This window comes from Fontivita pretiosa, from assembly GCF_050410795.1.
Lineage (GTDB): Bacteria > Planctomycetota > Phycisphaerae > Tepidisphaerales > Tepidisphaeraceae > Fontivita > Fontivita pretiosa.
Map to the genome: position 1 here is coordinate 4,202,994 of NZ_CP191258.1, position 13,113 is coordinate 4,216,106.

At 65.5% G+C, this 13,113-nt stretch carries 8 protein-coding genes; all 8 read left to right on the forward strand.

Going from position 1 to position 13,113, the window contains the following annotated elements:
* The first annotated feature begins 116 nt into the window (after positions 1-116).
* The 8 genes from ACQS5P_RS17020 to ACQS5P_RS17055 are packed head-to-tail and all read left to right on the forward strand — an operon-like array spanning position 117 to position 13,037.
* Positions 117-833: an exosortase-associated EpsI family protein gene (locus ACQS5P_RS17020; protein WP_428937817.1), complete on the forward strand. Its 717-nt coding sequence runs from the start codon at positions 117-119 to the stop codon at positions 831-833.
* Positions 830-3,334: a polysaccharide biosynthesis tyrosine autokinase gene (locus ACQS5P_RS17025; RefSeq protein WP_428937818.1), complete on the forward strand. Its 2,505-nt coding sequence runs from the start codon at positions 830-832 to the stop codon at positions 3,332-3,334. Before ACQS5P_RS17020 ends, ACQS5P_RS17025 begins: the two co-directional genes overlap by 4 nt.
* Positions 3,335-3,352: 18 nt before the next feature.
* Complete coding sequence (locus tag ACQS5P_RS17030; RefSeq protein ID WP_428937819.1) at positions 3,353-4,846, forward strand: sugar transferase; 1,494 nt, start codon at positions 3,353-3,355, stop codon at positions 4,844-4,846.
* Positions 4,840-9,087 (forward strand): tetratricopeptide repeat protein, encoded by a 4,248-nt coding sequence (locus ACQS5P_RS17035; protein WP_428937820.1) that lies wholly within the window; start codon positions 4,840-4,842, stop codon positions 9,085-9,087. Before ACQS5P_RS17030 ends, ACQS5P_RS17035 begins: the two co-directional genes overlap by 7 nt.
* A 4-nt stretch (positions 9,088-9,091) precedes the next feature.
* Positions 9,092-9,688 carry a serine O-acetyltransferase gene (locus ACQS5P_RS17040; RefSeq protein WP_428937821.1) on the forward strand — a complete coding sequence of 199 codons (597 nt, stop codon included), beginning with the start codon at positions 9,092-9,094 and terminating at the stop codon, positions 9,686-9,688.
* On the forward strand, positions 9,685-10,728 hold the full coding sequence (locus ACQS5P_RS17045) for a glycosyltransferase family 2 protein (protein ID WP_428937822.1): 1,044 nt from the start codon (positions 9,685-9,687) through the stop codon (positions 10,726-10,728). The genes ACQS5P_RS17040 and ACQS5P_RS17045 overlap by 4 nt, the downstream gene beginning before the upstream one ends.
* 7 nt (positions 10,729-10,735) lie before the next feature.
* The gene (locus ACQS5P_RS17050; RefSeq protein WP_428937823.1) at positions 10,736-11,623 is read left to right on the forward strand and encodes a polysaccharide pyruvyl transferase family protein; all 888 of its coding nucleotides are present in this window, start codon (positions 10,736-10,738) and stop codon (positions 11,621-11,623) included.
* A gap of 22 nt (positions 11,624-11,645) precedes the next feature.
* Entirely contained in the window at positions 11,646-13,037 is a 1,392-nt protein-coding gene (locus ACQS5P_RS17055) for an oligosaccharide flippase family protein (protein WP_428937824.1), read from the forward strand.
* The last annotated feature ends 76 nt before the right edge of the window (positions 13,038-13,113 follow it).

Below are 13,113 nucleotides of genomic sequence, written 5' to 3' on the forward strand. Positions count from 1 at the left end.
CCTCGATCATTCCCTGATTCGCGCACGACACCATGATGATGATGAGCACGGGACCCAATTCAATCCCCCTCCAACGTCGCGCCGAACACCCCTCGGCAGCGACTCGGATCCCGGCCGTGACGCTCGCGTTGGTTCTGCTGGCGGGCGTGGCGGTGCAGCGGATCGCGACACCGAGCCCGGCGGACGCGCAGCCGTACCTGCAGCAAATCCGCGCGGCGGCGGCGCAGCTCCCGCCCGGGCTCGGTGGTTGGATTGGCGCCGAATCCCCGGTCCCGCCCGCGGCGGTCAGCCTCCTGCGACCCAACGTGCTGATCAGCCGTGAGTATACCGATCAGGCCGGTCGCCGTGCAGGCTGGCTGTTCGTCAACTGCGGCGATGCGCGCGACCTGGTTGGGCATTATCCGCCGATCTGCTACGTGAATTCCGGGTGGGTGCTGTCATCGCAGAGGGCGCGAAGCTGGCAGGTCGGTTCATGGACCGTGCCCGGGGTGGAATACGAAATGACCACCCAGCCGTTTCGAGGCCGCCACCCCATCATCGTCATGAACACGATGATCGTCCCGCATGCGGGTTTTGTGCCTGATATGGAAGTGCTGCGGCAGGTGGCGCTGCCGCTGACCCGCAGGCACTGGGGTGCCACGCAAATCCAGGTCATTGTGGACGCCTCTACCCCCCAACACGTCCGCGATGAGATCTTCGTCTCGCTGCTGCTCGCTCATCGCCAGTTGATCGAAGCGGTCCTGAACAGTCAGGCGGTGCAGTCCCCGCGTCAGACCGCCAGCGCCGTCTCTGCAGGCGATCGACCTTTACCCTTGGATCAGAATCGATCATGAATCCTAACGTACCAGCCGTAAACGTCGCCGCGACGCTGCCGACAGAAACTGAGTTTGCCGCCGACGCAATGCCTGCGCCGCGCGACCCTTCGCAGGGTTCGCAGGAGCGCTCCTGGCAGCTTGTGCGCGCGATCCTGCGGGGGCGGTTGTGGTGGCTGCTGGTGCTGAGTCTGCTGCTGGGCGGTACGGCAGCGGCGGCGGGGTGGTTTCTCAGCAGACCGGTGTACCGCAGCGGCGTCCCGCTGCGCGTGGTGCCCGTCCTGCCACGCGTGCTCTACAGGGACGAGGAGAAGGGCGCGCTGCCACAGTTTGAAAGCTTCGTCGGAACCCAGATTGCCTTGCTCCAGAGCCAGCGCGTGCTCGAAGGCGCCGTGGATCGCCTGGCCGCAAATGAACACTGGCGGCGCACTCATGGCGGCCCGGATGGCAAACAGCTCGATGGCGCAGTGGTCCGGCTGGCGCAAAACATCGAGGTCAGACGCAACAACGAGCTGGTCATGGTCTACGCCGACGACCCGGATCCACGCTGCGCGATGCTGGCGGCACAGGCGATCGTCGATACCTTCCGGGCCTTATACCTGGAGAGCGATTCGGAGACCGATAAGCAGCGCCTGGCCGTCTTGCAGCAACACGAAACCACCTTGAACAACGACCTGCGCAGCAAGCGGCAACAGATTGCCGCCATCACCGATGCATACGGAACACAAAACGTCGATGCCCTGTATCAGGCCAAGTTCGATCAGGTGCTCAAGCTCCAGGCGGCGATGGCTGATCTCCAGCTCGATATGACCCTGGCGGTCGCGGGGCAAACTCAGGCCGCCGAGCCGTTGGCCGTCGAGCAACTGTCGGTGACGGATCCGATCCTGGCCGAGCTGATCCGTGCCCGCGACCAGCTCGACGCGAAACTGACAGCCCTGCGCAGCCAGAACCTGCTGCCCGAGCACAAGGAGGTGGCGGCGGCGATGGCGGAGCTGGGGCGGCTGAACACCAGGATCACCGAGCGGATCGACGCCCTGCGGGCGCTGCCGCAGGCTGGCCTGGCCGGCGCCCGCGCGCTGTCCGGCGCGCCGCTGGACCCGCGCATCCTGCGGGTGCAGCTCGACGAGGTCGGCAAAATGCTCGAGCAGTCCAGAAAACAGATGCTCGAGCTCAGCGCCGCCTGCGCCCAGGTCGCCGTGCTCAAGGAAGAAATCGAAGCCATCCAGCGACAATTGAGCCAGACACGGGAACGCATCGATCAACTGAACATCGAGTCGCGTGTCGGCGGCCGAATCAGCGTCCTGGGCGATGCCCAAAGACCTCTGGAACCCTATGTGGATCCTCGCAAGCGGCGAAGCTCGCTCGGCGCGATGGGAGGCGCGGCACTGGCGTTCATGATCGTCCTGATTCATGGCCTGGTCGATCACCGACTGCGACACGCCGAAGAGCTTCGCCTGCGGTTGAACACCGACCAGATCCTCGGCCTGCTGCCGCAACTGCCGGACGTGACCGATCCGCAGCAGACGGCGCTGGTCTCCCACGCCGTGCATCACATCCGAACCATGCTCCAGTTGCGGACCCGACTGCCAGGCGGGCAAGCGCCGGTGTTCGCCATCACCAGCCCACTGGCCGGCGCGGGCAAGACCAGCCTGTCACTGGGGCTGGGCTTTTCGTTCGCCTCCACCGGATGCCGGACGCTGCTGATTGACTGCGATCTGATCGGCGGCGGGCTGACCTGGCGCACGCGCTCGCTGCTTCGCCGCAAGCTCGGGCGGATTCTGGTGGCCCAGCGAGTGATCAGCGAGGCGCAACTGAAGTCGGCGTTGTCCCACTCCGCCAATCGCACGCAGCGACTTGGTCAGCGCCTGATCGAGCTGGGCCATGTAACCGCGGCCCAGGTGGACGAGGCGCTGCGGCTTCAATCCCTGCCGCCGGCTGGGCTGGTTGAAGCGTTGCAGGGCGCCCCGCTTCAGCGCTGCCTGACCCGAACCGAGGTGCCGGGGCTTTGGCTGCTTCCACTGGGCAACGCGCGGGCGGTTGACGCCGCCAGCCTCTCGCCCAGCGCCCTGGCTGCACTGCTCGGCGAGGTCCGCAAGCACTTTGACGCGGTCATCATCGATACCGGCCCGGTCCCCGGAAGCCTCGAAGCCTCAGTGGTCAGCGCGCAGGCGGACGCCGTCGTGCTGATCGTTGCCCGAGGCCAGTCTGCCAACGCCGTGCAGCAAAGCCTGCGGCACCTGCGCAGCGTCGAGGCGCGGCTGTGCGGCATCGTCTTCAATCGCGCCCGGCCGGATGATGCCGAGGTTCAGTCCACCACCCGGCTGCTCAGTTCCGCCATCCAACGCGGTGAACGATCCTCCCGGAGCAACGGCAATGGCTCGGCCAGTGCAGGCAAGAACGGCGCGACCAGTGACCGAATCTCCGACACCAGCGACGGATTTGGCCCGGTGGCTCAGGCCGTGGTGCCGCCGGCCATCGCCGCAGCGGCGTCCAAAAGCGCCGCCGCGCATCAGGCCAACTGAACTGCTCAATCCTGAACCATGATTGCTGCCGACACGAGTCTTGCCAGCCTCAGTGGCCTGTCATCCACCAGGCTGATCGACCTGCCGCCTTCGCCCCGGCGCGAGCTGGTCCAGACGCGCACGCTGTGGGGGCTTACGCCCGTCGAGCTGCACGCGCGCTACTGGGCCTCGCGCGGCGTGCAGGTGGTCCGCTGCGGCGAACGCTGCACCATCGTTGAACATGCCGAGCTGTACCTGTTGATGGATCCGACCCTGCTGGCGGTGTTCCATCCCGCGCGGCTGGTCACCCGGCTCTACTGGGCTGGCGCTGAACTCATGCTCGTGCGACTCCGCGACGATCGCACAGTCCACGGCAGCGAGCGCGTCATCACCGATGCCTCCGGCAGGTTCATTGGCCTGAAGCGACTTTACGATCACACCGCCAGTCGCATGGCCCGCGTGGTCCTGACTGCCGACCGGGCCGTGGCCGACACCTGGCAGGCCGCCCGCGACATCCGCCAGGCCTGGCACGCCATTCGCCAGATCGTCCCGCCAAATCAGTGTCTGGTTGATCGGATCCGCTGCCGCACGTTTGATTCCCGCGACCTGGATGAGCAGGCCAGATTCGTGCAGCATCTGGCGCAGTTCTGGCCGCGACCGGACATGACCATTGCCCGGGCGCGGCCGCTGCGCAGCGGCGCGTGGATCGATCCTACCGCCCGTCCCGGCGAAGATCTGCGATGCATCGGGCCGGTCTGGATCGGCGCGGGCCGGCATGTGCCGGATGGTTGCGTCCTGGTCGGCCCGGTCGTGCTGTGGGACCTGCCACACATGAGACCCGCCGCCCCGCAGGTACGCTGGGCCGAACTGGAACCCACGGCCCTGGCCTGCCAGCGCGCCATCGACCAGGCGCGCCGACGCTCGCCGTTGCGATGCCTGCTCAAAAGGCTGTTTGACATCGTCTTTTCGCTGATCTGCCTGCTGCTGACGCTGCCGCTGTATCCGCTGGTCATGGCCTGCATCTGGCTGGAAGACGGCCGGCCGTTCTTCTTCGGACACCTCCGCGAGACGATTGGCGGACGCGAGTTCCGCTGCTGGAAGTTCCGCTCCATGCGAAAAGACGCCGAGAAGATCAAACGCGAGCTGACCTCGGCCAATCAGGCGGATGGCCCGCAGTTTTACCTCAAGGATGATCCGCGTCTGACGCGCGTGGGGCGGATCATCCGCAGGCTCAACATCGACGAGCTGCCGCAGTTCTACAACGTGCTCAAAGGCGAGATGTCCGTCGTCGGACCGCGCCCCAGCCCACGCAGCGAAAACCAGTTCTGCCCCGCCTGGCGCGAAGCTCGCCTCAGCGTTCGCCCGGGCATCACCGGCCTGTGGCAGGTCATGCGCACCCGCCGCCCAGGCTTGGACTTCCAGGAATGGATCAAATACGACCTCGAATACGTCGAGCGAATGGGGATGCGTCTGGATCTGGCCATCATCCTGGAAACGATCAAGATCCTGATCGGAGCGAAGCGAACATGCTGAGCGCAAAGGCACGACGCCGACTTGGCTTGCTGGGTATCGCCGCTGTTGTCATCGCGGTGACGCTCGTGGCCATCTGGGCTGTCCGCAAGCACCAGATCCGCCAGGCCTACGCGCAATACCGCCTGGACGGTCTTGCCGCCGCCAACAGTGGCAACGACTCGGCCGCGCTGGAGCTGCTGGGCAAGTACCTGGCCAGACATCCCGCCGACGTCGAGGCGTTGGTCGCCTACGCCGGCGCACGACGACGCGCGCCGTTGCCCGACAACGCGCACCTGGCTCAGACCATCCAGATCCTTCGCCACATTCTGCGGATCGATCCGACCCGCGACCCGCAACGCCGGGAACTGCTGGAGCTGTGCCTGCGGGCCGGTATGCATCCCGAAGCGCTGGCCGTCGCCGACGAGCTGCTGGCCAAAGATCCGACCGATGCCGATGCCCTGCGGACGCGCGCTGTGTGTCTGCTGGCCATGGGGCGACGCCAGGACGCTGCCCAGGCCGCGCGAAGCTGGGCCGACGCCGACCTGCACAACGTCGAGGCACACCTGCTCGTGATCGAATTGCTGGCTCAGGGCGAAGCTGAATCCGCCGCGCTGGAGTACGCAGCGTCGCTGTCCACCCGCGGCCTGCCCGATCTGGCGGGAAAACTCCTGCTGGGGCTTGGCCAACTGCGCGTCGGCAAACTGGATCAGGCCCGGACGACGCTTCTGGACCTGGCCTCGCAAAAGCCCTGCGACAAAACCATCGCCCTGCGACTGACGCATGGGCTGGAAGCGTTGGGGCTGACGCAGCAGGCCCTTAATGTCCTGCAAAACGCCGCCGCCAACGCGCCCAATGATCTGGAACTTCAGACACACTGGTTGCGATCTTTGTGGCAGTCCGGCGACATGGATGCTTTCGTGCGGGCGCTGGGGCAACCGATCAGCGCTCCGCCCGCGCGATGGGCCGAGCAAACCGCCCTGAAAGTTGTCGCGCTGCGAAAGCTGAACCGTCAGGCCGAGGCCGCAGCGCTGGCCGAGACGCTTCGGTCTCAACCCGATGAGCTGACGTCGGCGTGGCTCGCCGCCACGGACATCCTCGCCGGCCAACGGCTCGATCCTGCCGATGCGGCTTCGTTCAAACAGCGTTGCACCGCCGCCCTGAATGCCGATCCGGGCAACCCGTTCCTGGCCGTGTGCCTGGGCGAGGCGTTGAGCAGCCTGGGCGAGCATGAGCGTGCCCTGGCCCAGTTCGACCAGGTGGCGCGCGGCAATCCCGCCTGGATCGTGCCTCTGCTGCGCGTCGCCGAAGTTCAGTTGATGCGCGGAAACCTTGAACAGGCGATGAACGCCACCAGCGCCGCACTGGCCCGCGCGCCCAACAACGTTCGCGTGGCGTCGATGCTGGCCAACGTGTGGGACGCGGCCATCGAGTCGGGCAAGCGCGACGACGTCGGCTCGCTGTTGCGGCATGTGGAGCGGATCCAGCAGGCCGTGCCGGGCGAACCGAGCAGCCTGGGAGTCTACCTGCGTCGATTGGCCGAGGCCGGACGCGCCGAGCAGGCTCGCGCCGCGCTGGCCGGCGCGCTCGACGCGACACAGAGTCAATCCGCCGCCGCTCCCGCGGAACCACTGCTGCTGAATTGGGCGCAGATCAGCCATCGCTGGGGGCTGGGTCTGGAGCAGCAGTGCATCCAACGCTGCCAGCAGATTCATGGCATCACGCCTCGATCCGCCTTCCTGGAGGCTTATTTTCAGTTCGAGTCCGGTCAGCCGCAGGCGGGCTGGAATCATCTTCAGACGCGCAGAGCCGCCGCCGGATCAGCCACCCGGTCGACCAGCCAGCCTTCGGATGAGGCTGAGTGGGATCTGGCCGAGGCGCGATACCTGGACCTGATGCGTTCGCCTCTGGCCACCGAGCGGTGGGTGATGCTCAGCCAGCGCTATCCGACCAGTATTTCGGTCCAGCGGGCCGTTCTCAGCTCACCGACGGTAAGCGGTGATCGGCACTTGCAGGACCTGGCGATCGAACGGCTGCGGCAGGCCGCCGGCGAAAACTCGCCGTTGTGGAAGCTGCCGCGGGCGCGATGGCTTCTCGGCGGGCAGTTCAGCCAGGCAGACGCGCGCTCGGCCGCCGACCTGCTCGCCGCCGTCATCGACGCCTGGCCCGAATCCGCCGAGCCGCGATTCCTGCTGGCCCAATGTTTCCAGCGGCTGGGACAACTGCCGCAGGCGATCGAGCAGATCAACCGCGCCTCCCGCCTGGCGCCGGATTCGCCCGCGATCGCGCTGTACGCCGCGCATTTGCTCCAGCAGGCCGGGGACTATGCCTCGGCGCGCCAGCACCTGGATCGAGTCCTGAACTCCCCGCCCGATGACCCGCAGAACCGCCGACGCGCAGCGGTCCTGCTGGCTCAGCAGGGCGAGCTTGACCACGCCGCACAACTGCTCCAGCAGGATCTGGGACAATCACGCGAAAGCGACATCCTTCTGGCCGAGAGCCTCTTGCGCGGCAACCAGCTTGAACAGGCCGAGCAAATCGCCGCAAGGCTGCTCCAGACCGCGGGCACGGACCCGGCGGTGATCCGGCTGGCCGCGGACATCTACTGGGCCATGGGCCGCCCCGACGATGCCAGGGCGGTTATCGCCCGGCTCGACAACGCCGCGGCCGATCACGCAACCAAAGCCGTCCTTCGCGCCCAGTTCCACAGCAAGACCGGCGATGTTCCCACGGCCATCCAGATCCTGCGCAGCGCTGCCGCACAGTCGCCCCAGAGTCCGCAGCTCTGGCGTGCGCTGGCCACGCACCTGCTGCTTCAGCAGCAGCATGCCGAAGCGATCGGCGCGATCGAGCAGGGATTGCGGCATCTGCCTGACGATCCGTCGCTCAAGGCGATCCTGTCCCGCGGGAGCCTGATTGCCGCCGCCGTCGAGCACGCGATGCTTCCGCTGGCCATTGCGCTGATGAACAACCCCGACGATTCGGCCGCCGCCGACGCCGTGACGCAACTGACCGCCCCCGACGCCAGCGACCCTGCCCGGATGATCGTGTATCTGACGCAACTGGGCGATCGGCATCCGCGCTCGCTGCCGGTGCAGATCGTGGTCATCGATCGGTTGCTGATGTTCAACCGTCCGCAGCAGGCCGCCGCGCTGGCCGGCCGCGCCGCACAGGCCTTCCCCTTCTCCGAGGAGCCGCCCAGGCTCGCCACCCGCGCCTACGCGGCGATGGGCGACTGGTCACAGGTAGCCGCGATGGCCCGCACCTGGCGAAAACGCGCCGGCGCGTCGGTGCAGGCGGACCTTGCGCTGGCGGCGGCGATGCGGCAATCCGGGCAGACCGACGCCGCCATCGCGCTGCTTCAACCGTACCTGCGCCTGCTTGCCGACAATCCCCGCCGCCACGCCGACGCCGCACAGGCCGTGACGCAGTATGGCCTGCTGCTGTGTCAGGCCGGCAGAGCCAGCCAGTGCGAGCGGGAACTGGCCCCGCTGCTTGCGGATCGCGGTTCTCCGCTGTTCGCGGCCTTTTATCCGCTGGCCGCCGCCGAGTTGCCCGCGCAGCAGCTTCAGCCGTGGCTGGATCGTCTGGGCGGCGTGTCGGCGGGCGACTCGCTGGAGGTGGCGCTGACCGTCGCCGCCACTCACGCCGCGGTGGCGCAACGGGCCGACTACCCGGCCCGCGAGCAGCACCGCGAGCTGGCCGGGCGGCTCTTTGCCGAGCTTGCCGCTCGCCCCGACCTCCCGCCGCAGCACCTGCTGACCATCGCGCTGCATCTGGAGACGCTGGGAGATCTCGCTGCCGCCGAACCGCTGTATCGGCGGCTCGCGCGCGAGAACGATCCGCAGGCGATCGCGGCCAACAACCTGGCGATGATCCTCGCCCGCCGCGGCGAGCTGAGCGAATCGCTGTCGTTGGCGCAGTTGGCGGTCAAGACCAACCCCCGCGCCGCGTTCGCGCACGACACGCTGGGCTTCGTGCACCGCGCCCGCGGCGAGCTGCCCGCCGCCGTCGCGGCACTGCGAAACGCCGTCCGGCTTGAACCGGCGTCGATTGAGTGGCGTCTGCGCCTGGCCGAGTTGCTGCTGGATTCCAACGCCGCTTCCGACGCGCAGGCGCAGCTTTCGGCCCTGCACGCGCTGGCCCCCGATCCGCAGCGACTTTCCGATGACCAGCGCCAACGCCTGGAGGCAATCGCCCGGCGGATCGAGCAGCCCACGGCCACGGCCGCGGCCGATACTTCCGCGTCCCAACGCGACCGCTGAACCTATGCAATACGACGGCGAGACAGTGAAGCAGTGGGCCGGCACCAGCCAATGGCGCGCCTGGCGCGCGGACTTGGCGCGATTCCGCAAGCATGGCTACAGCGGCTGGGGATCCGAGGGCTTCTGGGTCCTGACGATCTACCGCATGCAGCACGCCGCGATCCACGCTCGCCATCGCTGGTTGTGGTGGCCGGCGAGAATCATCCTGGCGGTCGCAAAGAAGTTGCTGACGGCCATTACGCATATCAACCTCGATCCCCGCGCCCACATCGGACCGGGCCTGTTGATACCGCATGTGGGGCCGATCCAGGTCTTCCCCCTGGCCAGCATCGGGGCCGACTGTGCCATCCATCAGGTGTGCACGATCGGCGCCGGCGGCCGACCGGGCGGCCCGGTGATTGGCGACCACGTGATGATCGGATGCCATACATGCGTGCTTGGTCCGGTCTACGTTGGCGATGGGGCCAGGATCGGGGCTGGGGCGGTCGTCGTGACCGATATCCCCGCCGGTGCCACCGCCGTCGGCGTTCCGGCGCGGCCACTTGGTCCCAACTTGCGGCAGAGCCCCGCGGTTGAAGATTGCCCGCAAATCGCACTATGAGAATCGCGATTGGAATTCTGGCCTATAACGAAGAGACGGTCATCGCTCGCACGATCGAGTCGCTGTTCCGGCAGAGCCTGATCGAGCGCACGCCGCCTCATATCCAGGCGGTGCAGGTCGTGTGTGTTCCCAACGGGTGCACGGATGCGACCGCCGAGGTGGCGCGCCGCGCGTTGTGTACTGAAGCAAAGCGCATCGCCAACGGGAAGGTCACCTGGAACGTGCATGTCCTGGCACAGGCCGGCAAGAGCAATGCGTGGAACGTGTTCGTGCACGAGCTGTCCGATCAGGCCGCCGATTTCGTGTTGTTGATCGATGCCGATGTCGTGTTCCCGGACCCCAATACGCTTCAGGTTCTGCTCGATCCGCTGCGCAACAATCCCGAGGCACACGCCGCTGCCGCAAAACTGGTGAAAAGCCTGGCGTTTCAGCCACGCGTGGGGTTGCTGGATCGGCTGTCGCTGGCGGCCAGTCGCCTGACGCATGCGACGGTGAACGGGATCGCCGGCGGATGTTACTGCGTGCGCGGGGCGATTCTTCGGAAGATCTGGATGCCTGCCGGACTGCTGGGAGAAGATGGGTTCCTTGCCGCCATGCTGCGGACGGAGCTGTTCACCTCAGCGGATAATCCACGCCGCATTGTCCGCGCCGAAGAGGCGGCGGTGATCTATGAGCCGGAGACATCGATTCGGGGCATCTACGCACACTCGCGGCGGCTGATGATGGGCACGGCCATGAACGCGGTTCTCTACGACGATCTCTGGAAGTCGGCCGGATCGGTCGGCGCAGGAGAACTGATCCGTCAGCGAACAGCCAGCGACCCGCAATGGGCCTATAGGCTGATTCGAGAGTACGTGCTTGCCTCCGGTTGGTGGGTTATTCCCTGGCAAATCGTCTTCAGAAGGCTTGGTTCGGTGAAGAGTCTGCCGCCAGCTCGGCTGCTTGTGCATCTTCCGGTCGCCGTCGCGGCAACGTTGTTCGAGGTAGCCGTGTCGCTGTCGGCCAATAGGCGGCTGAAATCACTTCATTTCTCCTGGTAGATTGCGCATGCAAATCGGCACAAGTGCCATAGTGAAAGATTTCGTCCGAACGACGGCCATTCGGGCTCGCGATATGGCACTTGCTCCCCTATGGCAACTCGGGGCCGAGCCGGTGAATTTCCTGTGGTTTGAATCTCGCAACTGGGGCGATGCGTTGAATCCGGTACTCATCCGGTGGCTCTCCGGCAAACCGGTGCGCGGGATCGATCTCAAAGCGCAATTCCCTCGCGCACGATTGCGTCCTCACAGCTCACCGTGGTATCTGGTCGTGGGCAGCACTCTTGGGTTTGCTGATGAGAATACCATAGTCTGGGGCAGCGGTTTTATTTCCGAGGTATCGCGCACCCAACAGCGGCCGCTGCGAGTATGCGCGGTTCGCGGGCCGCTTTCGCGATCGCTTCTGTTGAAACAGGGGATTGACTGTCCTCCGATATATGGAGATCCTGCACTGTTGTTTCCGCGCCTGTATACGCCGTCCAGTAGCGCAAAGCGATACCGCCTGGGCATTATTCCGCACTATGTGGACATGGATGTGCCCGTTCTGCGTGAACTGCGGCACCGCGATGACATCGCACTTATCGACATCAAGTCCGGACTGAAAGCCGTTGCTGACCTGCTGTATAGCTGCGAGCGAATCGCTTCAAGCTCTCTACATGGTCTGATCCTGGCCGATGCATACGGTATTCCATCGTGCTGGATAGAACTGTCGAGGAGAATCGCGGGGGGATGGTTCAAGTTCATCGATTACTTCTGTTCAGTGGGACGCGCAGTGGACAGGCCAGTGCCCTTGTCGAGCAGTAGTGATTTGCGAACGATCCAGCGAAGCTGCATGTGTTCACCGATGAAAATCGATCTGGATCGGTTGTTGGCATGCTGTCCATTTCGAGGCAGATAGAGTCCGCGGTATGGAAGTCAGTATGACGAGTGCAGCAGCGCAAATCCCCGGGAAGTCGTTCTTCCTGGTGGACTGCCAGCCTGCAAATGTGCAGGCTGCCACTCCGCAGCCATCACTGAAGCAACTGGCGATTCGCGGGGCGGTCTGGACAGTGGCGGGGTACGGCGCCAGCCAGCTCCTCAGGCTCGGGGGCAACCTGGTGCTTACGCGGCTGCTGTTTCCCGAGGCCTTCGGGCTGATGGCCCTGGTGGGCGTGTTCATGCAGGGGCTGGCGATGTTTTCGGATGTCGGGATCGGACCGGCGATCATCCAGTCCCGTCGCGGCGAAGACCCGGACTTCCTGAACACCGCCTGGACCATCCAGATCATCCGCGGCTTTGTCCTGTGGCTGATAAGCTGCCTGATCGCCTGGCCCGTGGCCGTGCTCTACGGCGAGCCGATGCTCGTGCAATTGCTGCCGGTGGCGGGGATGACAGCCGCGATCCGAGGTTTTCAGACGACCGCGGTTTCCACTGCCAGCCGCAGGCTGTGTCTGGGAAACCTGACCCTCGTGCAACTGCTGGAGCAAAGCATCGGGATTACCGCGATGCTCATCTGGTCGGTGGTGCATCCGAGCGTCTGGGCGCTGGCAGGCAGTGGGGTGATCTCCTCGTTTGTCTCGGTGCTGTTGCAATTCCGGTTCTTGCCGGGACACGGACACAGGATTTCGTTGGAAGCCGACGCCCTGCGACACCTGCTGAGATTCGGTAAGTGGATCTTCGTCAGCACGGTCATGTCATTTCTGATCGCTCAGGCAGACCGGCTTGTTGTTGCGCACCTCAGCAATACCAGAACACTGGGGTTGTTCGCGATTGCAGCAACGCTGTGCTCGGTGCCGCTAACACTGGCATTGCAGCTTTCAGCCAACGTCGTCTTCGCCGGGCTGTCCCGATCGCGCATCGATGCTGGACGTGGTGTCGTGCGCGAACGGTCGCGGAAATTCTGTTTGGCTGCGTTCTCGGCCCTATTGCCCATCATCCTGCTGCTGTTCGCAGCCAGCGATCGGATCGTCAGCATCCTGTACGATCAGCGCTACGCAGAGGCTGCGCCGTTGCTGCGGCTGCTCTGCATCGGAGCGGTCGGTACCATCGTGACTAATCTATCGGGCGCACCACTGCTGGCCCTGGGTGATAGCCGCTCGCAGGCAATCCTCCAGATCGTTCGCGGTGGGCTTTTCCTCTCAGCCACGGGAATCGGGGTTGGATCCAATTCGCTGGAAGTCTTCCTTGTTGCTCTCGCGATCGCCCGCTGCGTCGAATACCTCCCGGCGGCTGTCATGCTCCGACGCGCAGGGGTCTGGAATCCGGGCGTAGACGTGTCTTTTCTTGGGGGCTACTTGGCTGCGATGGCTTGCTTTTGGGCGAGTCAGAGGTGAACTCTCCCGCATTCGGCCGATCGCCTGGTTCGCCAATGGCTCGCAGCCGACATGCGGCTGGTCGCTGGCGCGAGTG

Bases quoted from the DNA above. Each gene is read 5' to 3' on its own strand.
- ACQS5P_RS17025 (WP_428937818.1), top strand. From the start codon at position 830: ATGAATCCTAACGTACCAGCCGTAAACGTCGCCGCGACGCTGCCGACA.
- ACQS5P_RS17040 (WP_428937821.1), top strand. From the start codon at position 9,092: ATGCAATACGACGGCGAGACAGTGAAGCAGTGGGCCGGCACCAGCCAA.
- ACQS5P_RS17055 (WP_428937824.1), top strand. From the start codon at position 11,646: ATGACGAGTGCAGCAGCGCAAATCCCCGGGAAGTCGTTCTTCCTGGTG.
- ACQS5P_RS17035 (WP_428937820.1), top strand. From the start codon at position 4,840: ATGCTGAGCGCAAAGGCACGACGCCGACTTGGCTTGCTGGGTATCGCC.
- ACQS5P_RS17045 (WP_428937822.1), top strand. From the start codon at position 9,685: ATGAGAATCGCGATTGGAATTCTGGCCTATAACGAAGAGACGGTCATC.
- ACQS5P_RS17050 (WP_428937823.1), top strand. From the start codon at position 10,736: ATGCAAATCGGCACAAGTGCCATAGTGAAAGATTTCGTCCGAACGACG.
- ACQS5P_RS17030 (WP_428937819.1), top strand. From the start codon at position 3,353: ATGATTGCTGCCGACACGAGTCTTGCCAGCCTCAGTGGCCTGTCATCC.